This window comes from Xanthobacter sp. (assembly GCF_041911315.1).
GTDB classification, from domain to species: Bacteria; Pseudomonadota; Alphaproteobacteria; order Rhizobiales; family Xanthobacteraceae; genus Xanthobacter; species Xanthobacter aminoxidans.
Window position 1 is genome coordinate 53,984 of sequence record NZ_JAYRPE010000045.1, and the last position, 18,461, is coordinate 72,444.

An 18,461-nucleotide genomic window follows, 5' to 3' on the forward strand; every position below is an offset into this window, starting at 1 on the left:
CCCATCCCTCCGGAGCCCCCCATGCAGCCTTCCCGCGACATTGCGCGCCTCATCGAGATCATGGCGGCCCTGCGCACGCCGGGCACCGGTTGCCCGTGGGATCTGGAGCAGACCTTCGCGACCATCGCGCCCTACACGCTGGAAGAGGCCTATGAGGTGGCGGATGCCATCGCCCGCGCCGACTTGCCGGACCTGAAGGAAGAGCTGGGCGACCTGCTCTTGCAGGTGGTGTTCCACGCCCGTCTGGCGGAGGAGGAAGGCGCCTTCGCTTTCCCCGACGTGGTGGAGGCCATCATCACCAAGCTGGTGCGGCGGCACCCCCATGTGTTCGGCGACGCCCGCGATCTGACGCCCGAAGCGGTGAAGGGGATGTGGGCCGAGATCAAGGCACAGGAGAAGGCCGAGCGCGCCGCCGCCCGCGCCGCTGCCGGGCTGGCGCCGGAGGAGGGCGGAAAGGGCACCCTCTCGGGCGTCGCCCTGCCCCTCCCTGCCCTCACCCGCGCCTTGAAGCTTCAGGAGAAGGCCAGCCGCGTGGGCTTCGACTGGAACGACGCGCGGCAGGTGCTGGCCAAGATCCGCGAGGAGACGGAGGAGGTTTCGCAGGCCCTCGACGCCGGCGGCACCGAGGCCATCCGCGACGAGATCGGCGACCTGCTGTTTGCCGTGGTGAACCTCGCTCGCCATGCGGACGTCGATCCCGAGACGGCGCTGCGCGGCACCAACGAGAAGTTCACCCGGCGCTTCGGCCACGTGGAGACGCAGCTCGCGGCGGATGGCCGCCGGCCGAACGATGCCAGCCTCGACGAGATGGAAGCCCTCTGGCAGGACGCCAAGCGGCTGGAGAAGCAGAGCGTGCGCGCGGCCGAATAGCCGCCCGCACCCCGCCCTACATGGTGTGGACCCGTCGCGCCCCGAAGCGGCGGGCGACAAGGCCGGCGCGCTCCGGCGGGATGCGCAGGGCTACCTGCAGCACGCCGTCCTCGCCGGTGGTGCGCTCCAGTACCTCGCCATGGCGATACAGCCAGCCGAGCCCCTCGCCGTCCTCCGCCGCAAGGATCACCGAAAGCGTCACGCGCCCGGAGGTGATGCGACGCTCGATGACACCCAGCAGATCGTCCGTCCCCTCCCCGGTCAGGGCAGAGACGGCAACGGGCGCCTCGGCCCCCGCACGCAAGGTCTGGTTCTGCACCTGCTCGCGGGCCTCGGGCGAAAGCCGGTCGATCTTATTCCAGACCTCGATGACCCGGCCGCCGTCCTTGACCTCGACGCCGAGGTCTTCCAGCACGTCGGCCACATCCGCCGCCTGCGCCTCGGTATCGGGGTGGGAGATGTCGCGGACATGGAGGATGAGGTCCGCCTCCAGCACCTCTTCCAGCGTGGCGCGGAAGGCGGCGACGAGCTGGGTCGGCAGCTCGGAGATGAAGCCCACCGTGTCGGAGAGGATGATGCGGGTGCCGTGCGGCAGGTCCACCGCCCGAAGGGTCGGGTCGAGGGTGGCGAACAGCAGGTCCTTGGCCATCACCTCGGCGCGGGTCAGCCGGTTGAACAGCGTGGACTTGCCGGCGTTGGTGTAGCCCACCAGCGCAACGATGGGATACGGCACGCGCTTGCGGCTCGCCCGGTGCAGGCCGCGCGTGCGCTTCACCTGTTCCAGTTCCTTCTCGATGCGAATGATGCGATCGCCGATGAGACGGCGGTCGGCCTCGATCTGCGTCTCGCCCGGTCCGCCGAGGAAGCCGAAGCCGCCGCGCTGGCGTTCCAGATGGGTCCAGGAACGCACCAGCCGGGAACGCTGGTAATTGAGGTGGGCCAGTTCCACCTGCAACGCGCCTTCCTTGGTCCGGGCGCGCATGCCGAAGATTTCGAGAATCAACGCGGTGCGGTCCACCACCTTGGTGGACCAGGCCTTCTCCAGATTGCGCTGCTGCACGGGAGACAGAGCGGCGTCGAAGAAGACGAGATCCACATGCTCGGCCTCCACGATCGCCGCCAGCTCTTCCACCTTGCCGGTACCGAGATAGGTTGCGGGGCGGATCTCGGACAGCGATACGAGGCCGGAGAAGACGACGTTCAGCTCGATGGCGGCGGCAAGGCCCACGGCCTCGTCGAGCCGCGCCTCGGGGCTGCGCCGTTCCGGCGCGCCTCCCCTGCCCCGCCGGCTGACGACGGGCGTGACGACAGCACAGCGCACGGCCGGCGCGCGACGGTCGATACCGCCACGCGTGGGCTCGTGCGTCGTGTCGTGGGTGGGGCTTTCGGAATCCATCCCGGATTCGGGCAGCAGCGCCTCATGCTCGCCGGGGACCGGAATATCCTCCCCGGCGTCGATGGGACCTTCAACCTTGCGGCCTGCGAGCTTGGACGTTGCCGTCTTCGAGGTATCTGCCTTGGACTTTGAACGTCCGCCCGCCTTCTTCCCGCTTTGATGCTGCACGCTTAAGCCTTTTCTCCCCCATCGTCCGTGGGATCGAACAACTGAACCGGGTGACCCGGCATGATGGTGGAAATGGCGTGCTTGTAAACCAGCTGGGAATGCCCGTCCCGGCGCAGGAGCACGCAGAAATTATCGAACCAGGTAACGACGCCCTGCAATTTCACCCCGTTCACCAGGAAAATCGTGAGGGGAGTCTTGTTCTTGCGGACGTGATTGAGAAAAGTGTCTTGGAGATTTTGTGTCCGTTCCGCCGCCATTTTCGTATCCATTGTTTCGGCGTTGAGGCCCACGGGCAAGCGCACGTCTGGAGTGTACACCCCCGTGAGAGTTGGGCTGCTAGAATGGCACAGCCCGATGGCGGCGCAATATTATTTTGCTCCGCAACATGATCCGGTCTGGGACAAACTCAGGCGACTTCCGAAAAATCGTGGAATTTCAATCGCAAAGCGTTGGCGACAGGGCCGGGGACACCCGATCCAACCGGGGTGCCGTCGATCATCACGACCGGCATGATGACCGTGGTCGCGGCCGAGATGAACGCCTCGTCGGCCGCGTGGGCCTCCGCAACCGTGAACGGCCGTTCCTCAACGGTATAGCCCAGGTCCGCCGCCACCTCGAATGCCACAGTGCGGGTGATTCCCCTGAGGATGCCGCTGTCTGCGGGGCGCGTGACGATGGTGCGGCCGGCGGTCACGATCCAGGCGTTGGTGGAGGCGCCTTCGGTCACATAGCCGTCGGCATCGACGAACCACGCCTCGCGCGCGCCGGCCTCCTTCGCCAACTGCTTGGCCAGCACGTTGGGCAGCAGGGAGACGCTCTTGATGTCGACCCGCGGCCAGCGATTCTCCGGCACGGTGATGACGGCGACGCCCTTGCGCGCCAGCGCTTCCTGCGCCTCCCGGTCTGTACGGCGGGCGGTCACGACAATGGAGGTGGCGGTGTCCGGCGCAGGGAAGGCGTGGTCGCGACGCGCGACGCCCCGGGACACCTGCAGGTAGACCATGCCGTTGCGCACGTGGTTGCGGCGCACCACTTCCCTGAGCACTGCGGACAGCGCCGCCCGTGACATGGGCGATGCAATGAACAGCTCGCGCAGAGAGCGATCGAGCCGGTCGAGATGGCGGCGTTCGTCCACCAGCCGGCCGCCGAGCACCTCGCAGACTTCATAGACGCCGTCGGCGAACTGATAGCCGCGATCCTCCACATGCACGCTGGCGTCGCGATGGGGGAGATAGCGTCCGTTGACGTAGGCGATGCGCGACATGACTGCGTCGGCCCTCAGGTGCGCCAGATGGCGAGATGGATGAAGACGAAAAGCCCGATGATCTCCAGCCGCCCCGCGACCATGCCGATGCCGGCGACCAGCACCGAGCCCCACGGCAGGGAGGAGATGGCCGGCCAGCCGCCGCCCGCGGCGTCGTAGACCGGGCCGGTATTGGTGACGACCGCCGCCGCCGCCGCCAGTGCCGCATCGAGCGAGGGCAGGCCGGGGCTGAGCGCGATCACGCACAGGCCGTACAGGAAAGCGAGGCTCGCCGCCCCCGCCCAGACGCCCCGCATGGCGGAGCCGACACCGCCCTCCAGCGCCGAGGGCAGGACGATGTGGGGATAGACGAGGCGCAGGAGATCGCCCCGCGTGCGCAGCAGAATGGCGCGCAGCCGCAGCATCTTCAGCCCGCCCGCCACCGAGAGCGCGCCGCCGCCCAGCAGCACCACGAGGATGACGAGGCCGAGCGGCAGGTTGGCATAGGTGCCTTCATGCGGGCCGATGCCGCTGGTCGAGATCAATGAGGCGGCGGTGAACAGGCCGTCACGCACCGCATCGAGCGACGACATCTCGTCCGTCCGGAACAGCAGGGCGCCGAGGATGATGCCGAGCACCGCCCACCAGCCGATGATGACGAGGCTTTCCACCTGCTCCGGCGCAGCGTTGATGCGGCGGGTGATCAGCGCCCGGTGCCAGCGCACGCTGGTGGCGCTGAAGATGAGGAAGGGCAGCAGCAGCCACTTGGGTGTCTCGTCGAGCGCCAGCGCCAGCTGGGCCTCCGGCGGCAGGTGGGCGCCGGCGGAGACCACGGCGGTGGCCAGCGTGAAGGCCACATACAGGGTCTCGCCGGACGCGAGCAGCACGATCATCGCCAGCGCGGTCGCCGCCAGATAGGCGGGGCTGATCTCGCGCAGGACCTTCACCAGATCCACCACGTCGAGCGCGGTCCCGCCGCGCGGCGTGCGGTCCGGCAATCCGCCGAGCCCCGCTGGCGCCAGCACGGCGACCGCCGTGACTACGGTCAAGAGACCGCCGGCCCATTGCAGCAGGCCGAGGAAGACATAGAGGCTCGCCGGCCCCTGATGGAGCGCAGTGAGACCGGTCGCGGTGAAGGCGGAAAGCGCCTCGAACCAGGCCTGAAGCGGCGACAGGCCGGAGACGATGGCGACCGCCGGCGTCGCCATCAGCGGCAGCACAAGCCACATGCAGGCCACCAGCGCCACGGCACCCGTCCGCGTCAGCCGGGTCTCGAGCCCATGGGTGGTGAAGCGCAGCAGGCCGGCGAGGAACAGGCAGAAGCCGGACGTGGCGAGCCACACCGCCACGGGGCCCGTGCCGGAGCGCGCGGCGACCGCCATCGGCAGGAGCGCGAGCGCCCCGATGGCGGCGATGCCGGCGGCAAGCGGGCGGGCGGCGTTGGCCATAGGATTTCGCGTCCCGGGATCGGGTCAGAAGAATTCGAGCGCCACGCGGAACAGCTGCTCCACGCGCTTGATGCGATCGGCGAGGGCGAACAGCACCACCCGGTCGTGGGCGCGCACGACGAAATCGCCGCGCGGCAGCAGCACCTGCCCGTTGCGCACCACGGCGCCGATGCGCAGCCCATCCAGCAGGCTGAGATCGCGCAGCGGCTTGCCCACCAGCGGCGAGGTTTCCAGCGCCTCCGCCTCGATCATCTCGCCCGAGCCGTCGAGCAGCGCATGGACGCCACGGATGCGGCCGCGCCGCACATGCTGGAGCACCTTGGAAACCGTGATCTGGCGCGGGTTCACATGGGCGTCGATGCCGAGGCCACGGGCGAAGGTGGCGTAGCCCTGCTCGTTCAGCAGCGCCAGGATGCGCTTCGCCCCCACCTGCTTGGAGAGAAGGCAGGAGAGGATGTTGATCCGGTCGTCGTTGGTGAGGGCGATCATGGTGTCCGCCTCCCCCACCCCCGCCTCGTCGAGAATGGCGCGTTCCAGCGCGTCGCCATTGAGCACGACGGTGCGGCGCAGTTCCTCGGCGATGGTCTGCGAGCGCTCGCGGGAGGCCTCGATCAGCTTCACGCGGGCGGCGGCGTTGCGCTTCTCCAGCTCGGTCGCGACGTAGTAGCCGATATTGCCACCGCCTGCGATGACGATGCGCTGGGCCGGCACCTCGTCATGGCCGAACAGGGAGAGCGTGCGCTGCACGTGGTCGGCCTGCGCGACGAAATAGACGAGATCGCCGGTGAGGATCTGGTCGTTGGAGCGGGGCACGAAAGTGCGCCCGGCCCGGCTCACCGCGACGATGGTCGCCTGGATGTCCGGGAAAAGCTCGGTCAGCTGCTTCAGCGGCGTGTCCACCACCGGGCAGTCCTCGGTGCAGGAAACGCCGACGATCACCACCGCGCCGTCCGCGAAACTCACCGTGTCGGATGCGCCGGGCAGGGAAAGGCGGCGCAGCACCATCTCGCCCACCTCCACCTCGGGGGAGATGATGACGTCGATGGGCAGCTGGTCGCGGGAGAACAGGTCGCGCCATTCGGGGGCGAGATAGGTCTGGGCGCGGATGCGGGCGAGCTTGGTCGGCACGTTGAACAGGGCGTGGCCCACCTGGCAGGCCACCATGTTCACCTCGTCGTGGAGGGTCACGGCGATGAGCATGTCCGCCTGCTCAATGCCCGCGCGGGCGAGCACGTCCGGATGGGACCCCTGCCCCACCACGCCGCGCACGTCGAGCTGTTCCGTCACCATCTGGATGCGGCGCGGGGACGTGTCGATGATGGACACGTCGTTCTGCTCACCGGCGAGGCGCTCGGCGATGCCGAACCCCACCTGGCCCGCGCCGCAGATCACGACCTTCATGAACCCTCCCCCCGGCGTCCGGCCCCCGCAGGTCAGCGGACCGAACGCACCGATGCAGCCCCCTTTTCGGGCACCCCGTCAACCCGCCCCGGTCACGTCCGGGGACCTTCACCCTACGCCGAGAGCCTTAAGCTTTCGATGAAGGGCGGAGCGCTCCATGCCGACGAATTCGGCGGTGCGCGAGATGTTGCCGCCGAAGCGGTTGATCTGGGCGGCGAGATATTCGCGCTCGAACACCTCGCGCGCCTCACGCAGCGGCAGGCCCATCAGATGCTCGCCGCCATTGCCGTTGGGCAGGGTCGGCACCAGCGCGCCCACGTCCGGCGGCAGCATGGCGGCTGTGATGGTCGCCTCCGGATCGCCGCCGGCGAGAATGAGCAGGCGCTCCACATTGTTGCGCAGCTGGCGCACGTTGCCGGGCCAGTCGTGGGATTGCAGCACCGCCATGGCGTCCTCGCCGATGGGCCGGCGCGGCAGGCCGGTGGTCTGGGAGATGCTGTCGAGGAAGAAGTCCACGAGATCGGGAATGTCCTCGCGCCGCTCGGCGAGCGGGGGAACGCGGATCGGCACCACCGAGAGGCGGTGGTAGAGATCCTCGCGGAAGCGGCCCTTGGCAATCTCCTCCTCCAGGTTGCGCCCGGTGGAGGAGATGATGCGCACGTCCACCGTCACCTTGTCGTTGGAGCCGACGCGGGTGAAGGTCTGCTCCACGAGCACCCGCAGCACGCGGTTCTGCGTCTCCCGCGGCATGTCGGCGATCTCGTCGAGGAAGAGCGTGCCGCCGTGCGCCTCTTCGAGCGCCCCGCGCTTCTGCTCCCTGCCCTCCCCATCCGCGACGCCGAACAGCTCGAACTCCAGCCGCTCCGGCGTCATGGCCGCGGAATTCAGCACCACGAACGGTCCCTGCGCGCGCCCGGAGACGCTGTGAACGAGCCGCGCGGTGAGTTCCTTGCCCGAGCCGGAGGGGCCGACGATGAGGATACGGCTGTTGGTAGGGCCGACCCGTTCGATGGTGCCCTTGAGCTGCTGGATGGCGCTGGAGCGGCCGACGAGGATGCGCCCGTGCGGCGTGAGCTGCTTCAGCTCCTTCAGCTCGCGCTTGAGACGCAGGGTCTCCAGCGCCCGCTCTGTGACCATCACCAGCCGGTCGGCATTGAACGGCTTCTCGATGAAGTCGTAGGCACCGCGCTTGATGGCAGCGACCGCGGTCTCGATGTTGCCGTGGCCGGAGATCATCACCACCGGCAGGTCCGGGTGCTGCGACTTAATCTCGTTGAGCAGTTCCAGGCCATCGAGGCGGCTGCCCTGCAGCCAGATGTCGAGGAACACGAGATTCGGCCGCCGCGATGCGATGGCACCGAGCGCGCCGTCGGCATCCCGGGCGGTGCGGGCGGAATAGCCCTCGTCCTCCAGAATGCCGGCGACCAGCTCGCCGATATCGGCCTCGTCGTCGACGATGAGGATGTCCATGGCCATGGATCAGGCCCTCCCTGCTTGAGGGACCGGTTGCGCCCCGCCCGCGCCGGCCGGTGGTAGACCATCCGCCCGCATCCGGAGCCTGATCCAGGCGCCGCGACCCTCGGGCGAATCGTTGAGTTCAATGCCGCCGCCGTGCTCTTCCATGATCTTGCCGACGATGGCGAGGCCGAGCCCCGTACCCTTCTCGCGCGTGGTCACATAAGGCTCCAGCAGGCGGCTGCGTTTTTCGCGCGGTAGGCCCGCGCCGTTGTCGATGACGTCGATCAGGAGATCCTCCCCCGCCGCGGAGACGCGGACGCGGATGCGGCCCTTGCCGCGCTCGGCGTCCGGGACAGCCTCGATGGCTTCCGCGGCGTTCTTGAGAATGTTGGTGAGTGCCTGGCTGATGAGCCGGCGATCGAAGCGGGCCGGCTGAGCTGCCGGCAGCTCGGCCTCGAAGGTGACGTCGGGGTGCCCGACCCGCATGAGGAATACCGCCTGCCGGACCGTCTCGGCGAGATCCTGCGCATCCACCACGGGCTTGGGCATGCGGGCGAAGGAGGAGAACTCGTCCACCATGCGGCCGATGTCTCCCACCTGCCGGATGATGGTGTCCGTGCACTGGTCGAACACATCGCGATCCTGGGTGATGTGGCGTCCGTATTTGCGCTTCAGCCGCTCGGCGGACAGCTGGATGGGGGTAAGCGGGTTCTTGATCTCGTGGGCGATGCGCCGCGCCACGTCCGCCCATGCCGAGGTGCGTTGGGCGGTGATGAGGGCGGTGATGTCGTCGAGCGTCACCACCCAGCCGTGCGCCTCGGCTCCCGACTGCTCGGTGGTGACGCGCATGGCGAAGATGCGCTCGCGACCGTCGCGCTGGACCGTGATGTTGCCCTGCACCGCCCGCTGCCCGGCGCCCCGCGCCTCCTCCAGCAGTGAGGCCGTCTCCGGCACCACCTCGGCGAGCGGGCGGCCGAGGCCCTCGGCCTCGGTGACGCCGAGAAGGCGTTCGGCGGAAAGGTTGAGGATGGTGACGCGGGCCTCGGCATCAAGGCCGATCACGCCCGCGCCGACGCCTGACAGCACGGCCTCGGTGAAGCGGCGGCGGCTGTCCATCTGGTCGCGGGCGCTGACCAGGGCGTTGCGCTGCGTCTTCAGCTCGCCGGTCATCTTGTTGAAGGTCTCGCCGAGGGTGGCGAGGTCGCCTTCCGCACGGTTCACCGGCACCTGGATGTCGAGATTGCCCTTGGCCACGCGATCCGCCGCCCACATCAGCCGGCGGATGGGCGCAACCAGCCATTTGGAGAAGGTCACGCCGAGCCACACCGCCGACAGGAGCACGATCAGCGTCACGATCGAATACATGGCGGCGAAGGCAAGCTGCACGCTGAACCGCCTTTGCTCCAGCGCACGGTAGTCCGCGAGCGTGTCGCTCGTCACCTTCAGGTAGCCCAGCACGCGCGGATCGATGGGGCGGGCCACGTAGAGGAAGAGATCGTCGAAGCCGGTGAGCGGCACCACGGCGCCCACATAGTCGGCATCCACATAGATGATGGGCTGCTCGGCCGTGGCCTCGTTGATGGCGATGTTGGCGGGGACGAGGTATTCCCGGCCCGTCCGCAGGTTCGCCCGCTCCACCACGGAGAGGTCGCGGTGGATGATCTGGGCACCCGGCACGTTGCGCAGGGCCGCCTGGGCCGTCAGCACCTGGCGGAACTTTTCGATGTCCGTGTCGTAGAGGGTCTTCTGCTGCGACAGGTCGTTGGCCATGGCCAGCGCGTCGCCGCGGATGGAGAGCGCGTGCTCGCGCACATAGGTCTGCGCCACCGAGGAGGCTGAGCCGACGATCTCCTGCGTGCGCTCGGAGAAATAGCGGTCGAGGGTGCGGTCGAGGGTAAAGCTCGCCACCAGCGCCACCACCACGGCCGGCACCACGGCGACAATGGCGAACAGGCCGATGATGCGCACGTGGAGCCGCGAGGCGGCTCGGCCGCGCGCCCGCGCCTGCCAGATGCGCCAGACTTCCCGGCCGATGATGGCGAGCAGCGCGACCGCGGCGATTGCAGATGCCGCCAAGGCCTCGAGCGTCACCGTCGGCGTCGGCACGATGGAGGTGAGGCCCATGATGATGGCGAAGGTCGCCACCGCCAGAGCCAGCGACAGCACCACCACGACGGGCGCGAACAGGCGGGCGAACAGACTGCGCCGCGGCCTCACGTCTCTTGCGGCGTACCTGACCGGCTCATCGCTCATGTGTGCCTGACCGTCCCAACGCTACCGGCCGCGCGACGACTCGCGCAGTCCAGAGTGATGCAGTGGAACGACACTGGTGCAAAAATGTGACAGACGCATCCCCCTTCCACCGTATTTGCGGTGAGGGAGCAAAACGCAGGTAGCCGGGTCAACGAACGACCCGGCCTTTTCTGTCCATCCGAAAGATGAGGCCCCGCAAGAGTCCGTCCCCTGCGGCGGGGCGGCGCCCGGCCGCGATCGAATCAGCGCGCGGCGGGCAACGTGACCGGAATGAAGCCAAAATCCGACAGGGTCTTCTGGCCGGACGGGGAGAGGATGTACATGGCGAAGTCGGCGGCCGGCAGGGATGCCGTATTGGCGAGCGTCAGTCCGTATTCCGGCCCGACCGCGAGGTCGCGCGGCAGCGCCACCACCTTGTACCTGCCGGGTTCCGCCTTGCTCATCTCCTGAGTGCCTGAGCAGTAATAGATCGCCACGTCAGCGCTCTTGTCGCCGAGGGCCACGGCCAGCCGGTGGCGGCCGTTGAGCGGTCCGGTCGTGGCCGCGCCGCCGAAGACCTGCTGGGCCTTTCCGCTCAACGTGGCGAACGCGCCCGGCTGCTGCTTGTCGATCAGCGCGAACAGCTCCCACGTATAGTCGCCGCCCGGATCGGCCTTGGGCGTCGAGGTGGCGAGGCGGATGTCCGGCTTCAGCAAGGTCTCCACCAGCGTGTCGGACGCGAGTGCCGGGCCATCGGCCAGAGCGATGGCGCACAAAGCGTTGCGGGCGAACAGGACGCTGTCGCTGGCAAGGCCCTTGTCCGTCAGCGCCTGCGCGTGGGGCAGAGCGGCGGACGCGAAGATGTCGAAGGCGCCGCCGTTTTCGAGTTCTGTCCTGAGCACCCCGGACGGGCCCCATTTGGTGGAGACGTGATCCCTCGGGTGGCTCCGGCCATAGTCCGAGATCATCGCGTTGAAGGCGCCGGTGAGGCTGCCCGCCGCGACGAGGCGGATATCCTCCGCGCGGGACGTTGCGGCGGAAAGGCAAAGAAAAACAACGGCGCAAATGCGGGCGCGCATGGCAAGGCTCCGAAATGAACAAGCGAATGAGCTATATTCATTCGGATATATCGTGGCCGTCAATAAACCCCGCGGATGGGACACCCGCGGGGCGTGTGCGTCGTCTCAAGACGTGGGGGTCACCGCGACGTGCGGATCACCTGGATATCGAGATCGCGAATCTTTTTGCGCAACGTGTTGCGGTTGAGCCCAAGCAGTTCCGCCGCCTTGATCTGGTTGCCGCGGGTGGCGGCGAGCGCTGCGGACAGAAGCGGATATTCCACGTCCTTCAAGATGCGGTGATAGAGGCCCGGCGGGGGCAGGTTCTCGCCGAAGCCGGAGAAATAGGTGTTGAGGTGGCGCTCGACCGAAGCGGCGAGCGTCGCATCCACCGGGCCTTCTTCCGACAGCATGTTCGGCATGGGCTCGGAGAGCTCCGCCTCGATGATGGCGGGGGTGATGACCTCCTGCGGATAGAGCGCGGCGAGGCGGCGGACGAGGTTTTCCAGCTCGCGCACGTTGCCGGGCCAGCGATAGCGCTTCAGCCGGTCAAGGGCTGCGGTGTCGATCTGCTTGGCCGGCAGGCCTTCCCGCTCCGCTTGGAGGAAGAAGTGGCGGACGAGGTCCGGCACGTCCTCCGAGCGCTCGCGCAGCGGCGGCAGGCGCAGGGGCACCACGTTCAGGCGGAAGAACAGGTCTTCGCGGAACAGGCCCTGCTGGATCAGCGTGCGCAGATCCTTGTTGGTGGCGGCGATGATGCGCACGTCGGTCTTGATGGGCGTGCGCCCGCCCACCGTCGTGTATTCGCCCTGCTGGAGCACGCGCAGCAGGCGGGTCTGCGCCTCCATCGGCATGTCGCCGATCTCGTCGAGGAACAGCGTGCCGCCCTCCGCCTGCTCGAAGCGGCCGGGATTACGGGTGGTGGCGCCGGTGAAAGAACCCTTCTCGTGGCCGAACAGCTCGCTCTCGATGAGGTCGCGCGGGATCGCCGCCATGTTGATGGCGACGAACGGCCCGGTGCGGCGCTTGCCGTAGTCGTGCAGCGCGCGGGCCACCAGCTCCTTGCCCGTGCCGCTCTCGCCCGCGATCATCACGGTGAGGTCAGTCTGCATCAGGCGGGCGAGGAGGCGGTAGATCTCCTGCATGGCGGGCGAGCGGCCCACCAGCGGGATGTTGTCCTGCTCCTCGGGGGCGTGGTGGTGACCGTCCCCCTTCTTGGGCTCCGACAAGGCGCGCCCGACGATGGAGATCAGCTCCTTCAGGTCGAAGGGCTTGGGCAGATATTCATAGGCCCCGCGCTCGGAGGCGCGGATGGCGGTCATGAAGGTGTTCTGCGCGCTCATGACGATGACCGGCAGATCCGGCCGCGCCTTCTTGATGCGCGGCAGGAGGTCGAAGGCGTTCTCGTCGGGCATCACCACGTCGGTGATGACGAGATCGCCATCGCCCTGGCTCACCCAGCGCCACAGCGTGGCGGCGTTGCCGCAGGAACGCACCTCATATCCCGCGCGCGAGAGCGCCTGGTTGAGCACGGTGCGGATCGCGGCATCGTCGTCGGCGACCAGGATGCTTCCGGATGGCATCGACACCTCAATTGTCCTCTCGAACAGGGCTCTTGCCGCGATACATGGGCAGGAGCACGCGGAACGTGGTGCGGCGGGGCTGGCTGTCGCATTCGACGATGCCGCCGTGGTCGCCGATGATCTTCGCCACCAAAGCAAGACCGAGGCCAGAGCCGGTAGGCTTGGTGGTCACGAACGGGTCGAACAGGTGGGGCACGAGGTCGTCCGGCACGCCCTTGCCGTTGTCCCGCACGCAGAACTCAAGCGGCAGGCTGACGCGCGTGGAGGCGCCCGGCACCATCAGCCGCACGCCGGGGCGGAAAGCGGTGGAGAGCAGAATCTCGCCATCCTGATCGCTGTCGATAGCTTCCGCCGCATTCTTCACCAGGTTCAGGAACACCTGGATGAGCTGGTCGCGGTTGGCGAGCACCGGCGGCAAGGAGGGGTCGTATTCCTCCACAAAGCGGATATGGCGGGCAAAGCCCGAGGCCGCGAGCGTGCGGACATGCTCCAGAACCGCATGGATGTTCACCGGCTCGCGCTCCACCGGGCGCTCGTCGGAGAACACCTCCATCCGGTCCACCAGCTTCACGATGCGGTCCGCCTCGTCGCAGATCAGGCGGGTGAGCGCCCGGTCCTCGTCGTCGGCGGACTGTTCCAGAAGCTGCGCCGCGCCGCGGATGCCGGAGAGCGGGTTCTTGATCTCGTGGGCCAGCATGGAAGCCAGCGCGCTCACCGAGCGGGCGGCTCCGCGGTGGGTGAGCTGACGGTCCATCTTGTCGGCGATGGTGCGCTCCTGGAGCATCACCACCACATGGTCCGGCTGCTCGTTCACCGGCGCCACGTGGATGTCCACGATGCGCTCGCCGCCATTGCGGGGCGTGCCGAGGTCCACCCGATATTCGTTCACCGGCGCGCCGCGCTGGCGCACCTGATCGATGAGGCCGAGGAGCGGCGTGCCGAACGGCACGAACTCGGTCAGGGGACGCCGGCGCAGCAGCGGCGCGCTGACCTCGAAGAAGGCTTCAGCCGCCACATTGGCCTCCACCACATGGCCGTTGCCGGCGATGGTGAACAGCGGATGCGGCACGGCATCGAGAATGGCGCGCGTCATGCCGGGCTCGGCGTTGCCGGCCTTGGCGACAGGGTGAACGGGCGGGCTGACGGCTTCCTGCGCCGCCTCCATCTTCGCCGCCTCGTTGGCAGCCTCCTTGCTCGCAGCCTTGGTCGCGGCCTTCGAACTGCCCTTGGCCTTTTTTTCCATCTTCCGTGTGTCTTGCTTTCTGGCTTCGGCCGTCATGCCGCAGCCCTCCACATGAGTTCGTCGTAGGCCGCCGTGATCCCAGCCTTCACGCGGCCGGGCTCGTCGAGCACCAGCAGCGCCTTGCGCCAGCGCTCCACGAAGGCGGCGCGTGCGTTCCCCTGCCCTGTTGCCGCGGCATCGAGCGCCCAGCCGATATGCTTGCGCGCCTGCCGGACGCCGAGGGCCGTGCCATAGAGCGAGAGCCAGCCCTCGTAGAGCTCCAGCAGGATGTCCCGCTGCAGATCGAGGGAGGGATCCTCCTCGACCATGCGGCCGGCGAGCACCTGCGCCACCCGGCCCGGGAACCAGGGCCGGCCCTGCGCGCCACGGCCGATCATGAGTCCATCAGCACCGGATGCCGCGAGAATGGCCGGTCCATCGGAAAGGCTCGTCACGTCGCCGTTGGCGATCACAGGGATCGATACGGCATCCTTGACCGCGCGGATGGCGTTCCAGTCCGCCCGGCCGGTGTAGAACTGGCAGCGGGTGCGGCCGTGGATCGTCACCATGGAAAGCCCGCACGCCTCGGCCATTTCGGCGAGAGCCACGGCGGTGGGCGAGCCATCGTCCCAGCCGAGGCGGGTCTTCACCGTGACCGGAACGCTGACCGCCCCGCGCACCTCCTCGAAGATGGCGCGCGCCAGAGGCAGGTCGCGCAGCAGGGCCGCGCCGGCGGCGCCGGTGGTCACGCGCTTGGCGGGGCAGCCCATGTTGATGTCAACGAGCCCGGCACCGGCGGCCTCTGCCACGCGCGCGGCCTCGCCCATGAGTCGCGGATCGTTGCCGGCGATCTGGACGGCGTGAAACGACACGCCCTCCCCTTCGGCGCGCAGCAGCATCTCGGGATGGCCCTCGAGAAGCGCCTCGCTGGCCAGCATTTCTGATATGACGAGCCCCGCGCCATGGCGGACAGCCATCCGCCGCACCGGCGCATCGGTGATTCCCGCCATGGGGGCGAGGATGACCGGATTGGGCAGGGTCACGGCGCCGAGGCGCAACGCCGGAATGGACAATGGGACAGTCTCTTGCACAGAATTTAGGCCAGCTGTGTTCTGCCTACATCTTAGACAAATGTGCGCGGCACGCAAGGGCAGTGTGCGCACCGCTGCACCGCAGCATGTCCGGTCCCCACTCGCGCTGCCAGCCTGACCTGCCGCCTTCGTTCAAAAAGGAGGGTCGGCCGTGACCGGAACGTCGGCCACGAACTGCGTGGCGATCGTGGTGGCTGCCGGGCGCGGAAGCCGCGCGGGCGGGCCTTTGCCGAAGCAGTACCAGCAAATGGGCGGCGAGCCGGTGCTGCGCCGCACGCTCCGCCTTTTTTGCGAGCATCCGGCCGTCGCGGCCGTGCTTGCGGTCATCCATAGCGATGATTCAGGCCTCTTTGCGGACGCCGCGGAAGGCCTGCCCAAGATTCTGGCACCGGTTTCCGGTGGCACGACGCGTCAGGACTCGGTGCGCGCGGGACTCGAGGCGCTGGCCGGCGTCGATGCGCCGGCGGTCGTGCTGGTGCATGACGCCGCCCGCCCCTATGCGACGCCCGATCTCATCAGCCGGGCCATTGCAGCGGCAGGGGACGGCGATGCCGCGATCCCGGTGCTTGCCGTGACCGATACGGTGAAGCGCGTCGATGCGACCGGCGTCGTGGCGGAGACGCTGGACCGCGCGGTGCTGCGGGCGGTCCAGACGCCCCAGGCCTTCCGCTATGCCCCGCTTGTCGCCGCCCATCGGGCGGCGGCGGACAGCGGCGTCACGACACTGACTGACGACGCCTCGGTGATGGAATGGGCCGGGCACAGGGTCGCGACCTTTGCCGGAGAGACAGGGAACATCAAATTGACCACAGCCGAAGACATGTCCCGCGCCGCCGCGGCCTTCGCCGAACTCCCGGACGTGCGCACCGGCACCGGCTTCGACGTCCATGCCTTCGGTCCCGGCGACCATGTGATGCTCGGCGGCGTCGTGGTGCCCCACGGTTTCGGGCTGGTCGGCCATTCGGATGCCGACGTGGGTCTCCACGCCCTCACCGACGCCCTGCTGGGGGCGCTCTGCGACGGCGACATCGGCGCCCATTTCCCGCCCTCGGACCCGCAATGGAAAGGCGCGTCCTCCGACCGCTTCCTCGCCCATGCGGTGGACAAGGTGAAGACGCGCGGCGGGCGTATCGCCCATCTCGATCTCACCCTCATCTGCGAGGCGCCGAAGGTCGGCCCCCATCGTGATGCCATCCGTGCCGAGATCGCGCGCATTACCGGCGTTCCGGTCGCCCGCATCTCGGTGAAGGCCACCACCACGGAGAAGCTCGGCTTCACCGGCCGGCGCGAGGGCATCGCCGCCATGGCCAGCGCCACCATCCGCCTGCCGGCGGGAGAGGAGATCTGACGATGGACGAGGAAACCTACGCCCGCGCCGTCGCCGTCCTCGACGCCTTCCGCGCCCGCGGCTGGACGCTGGCAACGGCGGAATCCTGCACCGGCGGCCTCGTGGCCGGCGCCCTCACCGAGGTGCCGGGATCGTCGGATGTGGTGGACCGCGGCTTCGTCACCTATTCCAACGCCGCCAAGATGGCGATGATCGGCGTGCCCGAAGCGACCCTTGCCGCCCACGGCGCCGTGAGCGAGGCAACCGCCCGCGCCATGGCCGAGGGCGCGCTGAAGGCGGCAGGCGTGGATGCCGCGGTGGCCATCACCGGCGTGGCCGGGCCGGGCGGAGGCTCGGCGGCCAAGCCCGTGGGCCTCGTCCACTTCGCCTGTGCCCGTCGTGACGGCAACGTCGTCCACCGAGAGAAGCGATTCGGCGAGATCGGCCGCGCAGAGGTCCGCCGGCTGTCGGTTCTCGAGGCCCTCGACCTGCTGCGCAGCGCAGCGTCCTGAAAACGAAAAAGCCGCCCGAAGGCGGCTTTTCTGTCCTGAAAGGCGATCGCCCGTCAGTTCTTGGTCACGACGCAATCGCCCCCCTGCGCGCGCAGGGACTGACAGAGTTCGTTGGCCTGGTCGCGGCCGGCGAAGGGACCGACCTGGGCGCGGTAATAGATGCCCTTGTCGCCAAGGTCCGCCTTCTTGACCGTTGCCTTGTAGCTGCCGAGCAGGTTCGGATACTTGGCCTGCAGCGCCTTCCACGAGCCGAGCGCATCGCTCTCGGACCGCTGGGAAGCCACCTGCACCACATAGGTGCCGGCCGCCGTGGGCGCGGGAGACGTGCTTGCCGTCGCATCCGCAGGGGCGGAGGCGGGCACGGTGGTGACGGGATTGGGCTGGGGCAGCCCCACCGGGATCGGGTTCTGGCTCGGCGCATAGGCCGAGACGGCGCTGGAGGGCACGCCGGGCGTCACGCTGCCGTCGGCGCGCACCGTCATGGTGCGCACGCGCTTGGGCTCGGTGAGGTTCTGCGTCGCCTGCATGGGCTGCTGGGTCGCAGCCGGGGCGCTGTCCGCCGGGGCGCGGGCGGCAGACGTCACGTCCACCGGCTGCTCCTCGCGGGGCACCATCTTCTCGTTTCCGGCGGTCACGGGGCCGCCCACGCGGTCATAGATCGACTTCTGGGCGTCTGCCGTGGCCGGCGTCGTGGTCTTGGCCGGGGCGGAATCGGCCTTGATGACCGGCGGCGCGCTGGACGATGACATCAGGCCGGAGCGGCCCACGGCCATGTTGTAGGCGAACACGCCGGCAACACCCGCGACCAGGAGACCCACCAGCGAGACGCCGAGCAGAAGCGCGGTGCGACCACGGCGGCGGCGCGGCTCGGGCTCGTACATCTCATCGCCGTGGGGCGGCATGTAGCCGTCATCGGCATATTCGGGATCGTAGCGGTCGTCGTAGTCGTCGTAATCGTAGTCTTCGTCACGGCGCGCAGCGGAATAGGCGTAGCCCGCCTCGTCCGTCTCGTCGTCGTAGCGCGCCGCCTGCTGGGCCGGCTGGCCGGAGGCGGGACGACGGTCGTCCGGGTAACGCGCGTCCTGGCGATATCCCTGGGCATCCGCCCGGCCATAGGCCTGCTGCGCCTGCGGGGCCTGACCCTGCCCGTAGCCGGCGGCCCGCGCGCGCGGATCGGCGTTCCGGGGATCGGGCTGGCGAGGATCGGGCTGGCGCGGATCGTCTACGCCGTCGTCATAGTCGTCGTCGTAATCGTCATAATCCTGAACCGGCGGCTGCTGCGGCGGCACGGCGCGGGCAGCGGCGGCATCGCGGGCGAGCGAGCCGTAACCCAGGCGAACGTCAGCCGCGCGCGGGTCCGCCGTGCGGGGCGCCGGGGCGTAGGACGGGGCCGGCTGGGCATAGCCGGACTGCCCATAGCCCTGCGGGGCGCGGGACTGGGGCTCCGGCGCA

15 protein-coding genes are annotated in these 18,461 nt (G+C 68.7%); 3 read left to right on the forward strand and 12 right to left on the reverse strand.

Going from position 1 to position 18,461, the window contains the following annotated elements; translation table 11 throughout:
* The first annotated feature begins 21 nt into the window (after positions 1-21).
* Complete coding sequence (gene mazG / locus ACE3QW_RS13930) at positions 22-870, forward strand: nucleoside triphosphate pyrophosphohydrolase (protein ID WP_374251908.1); 849 nt, start codon at positions 22-24, stop codon at positions 868-870.
* Between the two features lie 16 nt (positions 871-886).
* Here mazG and hflX read toward each other — a convergent pair whose 3' ends face one another.
* The 11 genes from hflX to dusB all read right to left on the reverse strand — a co-directional run bounded on the left by hflX (position 887) and on the right by dusB (position 15,152).
* The gene (hflX, locus tag ACE3QW_RS13935; protein ID WP_029877129.1) at positions 887-2,266 is read right to left on the reverse strand and encodes a GTPase HflX; all 1,380 of its coding nucleotides are present in this window, start codon (positions 2,264-2,266) and stop codon (positions 887-889) included.
* A 170-nt stretch (positions 2,267-2,436) separates the two neighbouring features.
* Positions 2,437-2,691: an RNA chaperone Hfq gene (hfq, locus tag ACE3QW_RS13940; RefSeq protein WP_024279016.1), complete on the reverse strand. Its 255-nt coding sequence runs from the start codon at positions 2,689-2,691 to the stop codon at positions 2,437-2,439.
* A gap of 149 nt (positions 2,692-2,840) precedes the next feature.
* A complete protein-coding gene (locus ACE3QW_RS13945) occupies positions 2,841-3,698 on the reverse strand; it encodes a D-amino-acid transaminase (RefSeq protein WP_374251909.1) in 858 nt (285 codons plus the stop codon).
* 14 nt (positions 3,699-3,712) lie between these two features.
* Positions 3,713-5,125, reverse strand: coding sequence for a hypothetical protein (locus ACE3QW_RS13950; RefSeq protein ID WP_374251910.1), 1,413 nt, complete (start codon positions 5,123-5,125; stop codon positions 3,713-3,715).
* A gap of 24 nt (positions 5,126-5,149) precedes the next feature.
* A complete protein-coding gene (gene trkA / locus ACE3QW_RS13955; protein ID WP_250167541.1) occupies positions 5,150-6,526 on the reverse strand; it encodes a Trk system potassium transporter TrkA in 1,377 nt (458 codons plus the stop codon).
* Between the two features lie 108 nt (positions 6,527-6,634).
* Positions 6,635-8,002: a sigma-54 dependent transcriptional regulator gene (locus ACE3QW_RS13960; protein WP_024279012.1), complete on the reverse strand. Its 1,368-nt coding sequence runs from the start codon at positions 8,000-8,002 to the stop codon at positions 6,635-6,637.
* A gap of 3 nt (positions 8,003-8,005) precedes the next feature.
* The gene (locus ACE3QW_RS13965) at positions 8,006-10,237 is read right to left on the reverse strand and encodes an ATP-binding protein (RefSeq protein ID WP_374251911.1); all 2,232 of its coding nucleotides are present in this window, start codon (positions 10,235-10,237) and stop codon (positions 8,006-8,008) included.
* A 242-nt stretch (positions 10,238-10,479) separates the two neighbouring features.
* Complete coding sequence (locus tag ACE3QW_RS13970) at positions 10,480-11,295, reverse strand: substrate-binding domain-containing protein (RefSeq protein WP_374251912.1); 816 nt, start codon at positions 11,293-11,295, stop codon at positions 10,480-10,482.
* Positions 11,296-11,414: 119 nt separating this feature from the next.
* Positions 11,415-12,857: a nitrogen regulation protein NR(I) gene (ntrC, locus tag ACE3QW_RS13975; protein ID WP_024279009.1), complete on the reverse strand. Its 1,443-nt coding sequence runs from the start codon at positions 12,855-12,857 to the stop codon at positions 11,415-11,417.
* 7 nt (positions 12,858-12,864) lie between these two features.
* Positions 12,865-13,950, reverse strand: coding sequence for a nitrogen regulation protein NR(II) (locus ACE3QW_RS13980; RefSeq protein WP_156026471.1), 1,086 nt, complete (start codon positions 13,948-13,950; stop codon positions 12,865-12,867).
* A gap of 182 nt (positions 13,951-14,132) precedes the next feature.
* Positions 14,133-15,152, reverse strand: coding sequence for a tRNA dihydrouridine synthase DusB (dusB, locus tag ACE3QW_RS13985; protein ID WP_374251913.1), 1,020 nt, complete (start codon positions 15,150-15,152; stop codon positions 14,133-14,135).
* Positions 15,153-15,321: 169 nt separating this feature from the next.
* Between dusB and ACE3QW_RS13990 the strand changes: the two genes are divergently transcribed.
* Entirely contained in the window at positions 15,322-16,518 is a 1,197-nt protein-coding gene (locus tag ACE3QW_RS13990; RefSeq protein WP_374251914.1) for a bifunctional 2-C-methyl-D-erythritol 4-phosphate cytidylyltransferase/2-C-methyl-D-erythritol 2,4-cyclodiphosphate synthase, read from the forward strand.
* A 2-nt stretch (positions 16,519-16,520) separates the two neighbouring features.
* Positions 16,521-17,009 carry a CinA family protein gene (locus ACE3QW_RS13995; RefSeq protein WP_250167537.1) on the forward strand — a complete coding sequence of 163 codons (489 nt, stop codon included), beginning with the start codon at positions 16,521-16,523 and terminating at the stop codon, positions 17,007-17,009.
* Between the two features lie 53 nt (positions 17,010-17,062).
* Here ACE3QW_RS13995 and ACE3QW_RS14000 read toward each other — a convergent pair.
* Positions 17,063-18,461: SPOR domain-containing protein (locus ACE3QW_RS14000; protein WP_374251915.1), on the reverse strand; the 1,399-nt coding region annotated here is incomplete at its 5' end.

What these genes read in the sequence shown, in the direction of transcription:
- hflX (WP_029877129.1), bottom strand. Translation starts at nt 2,266, where the DNA reads ATGGATTCCGAAAGCCCCACCCACGACACGACGCACGAGCCCACGCGT.
- ACE3QW_RS13980 (WP_156026471.1), bottom strand. Translation starts at nt 13,950, where the DNA reads ATGACGCGCGCCATTCTCGATGCCGTGCCGCATCCGCTGTTCACCATC.
- ACE3QW_RS13965 (WP_374251911.1), bottom strand. Translation starts at nt 10,237, where the DNA reads ATGAGCGATGAGCCGGTCAGGTACGCCGCAAGAGACGTGAGGCCGCGG.
- ACE3QW_RS13995 (WP_250167537.1), top strand. Translation starts at nt 16,521, where the DNA reads ATGGACGAGGAAACCTACGCCCGCGCCGTCGCCGTCCTCGACGCCTTC.
- mazG (WP_374251908.1), top strand. Translation starts at nt 22, where the DNA reads ATGCAGCCTTCCCGCGACATTGCGCGCCTCATCGAGATCATGGCGGCC.
- ACE3QW_RS13970 (WP_374251912.1), bottom strand. Translation starts at nt 11,295, where the DNA reads ATGCGCGCCCGCATTTGCGCCGTTGTTTTTCTTTGCCTTTCCGCCGCA.
- ACE3QW_RS13960 (WP_024279012.1), bottom strand. Translation starts at nt 8,002, where the DNA reads ATGGCCATGGACATCCTCATCGTCGACGACGAGGCCGATATCGGCGAG.
- ACE3QW_RS13945 (WP_374251909.1), bottom strand. Translation starts at nt 3,698, where the DNA reads ATGTCGCGCATCGCCTACGTCAACGGACGCTATCTCCCCCATCGCGAC.
- hfq (WP_024279016.1), bottom strand. Translation starts at nt 2,691, where the DNA reads ATGGCGGCGGAACGGACACAAAATCTCCAAGACACTTTTCTCAATCAC.
- ACE3QW_RS13950 (WP_374251910.1), bottom strand. Translation starts at nt 5,125, where the DNA reads ATGGCCAACGCCGCCCGCCCGCTTGCCGCCGGCATCGCCGCCATCGGG.
- trkA (WP_250167541.1), bottom strand. Translation starts at nt 6,526, where the DNA reads ATGAAGGTCGTGATCTGCGGCGCGGGCCAGGTGGGGTTCGGCATCGCC.
- ntrC (WP_024279009.1), bottom strand. Translation starts at nt 12,857, where the DNA reads ATGCCATCCGGAAGCATCCTGGTCGCCGACGACGATGCCGCGATCCGC.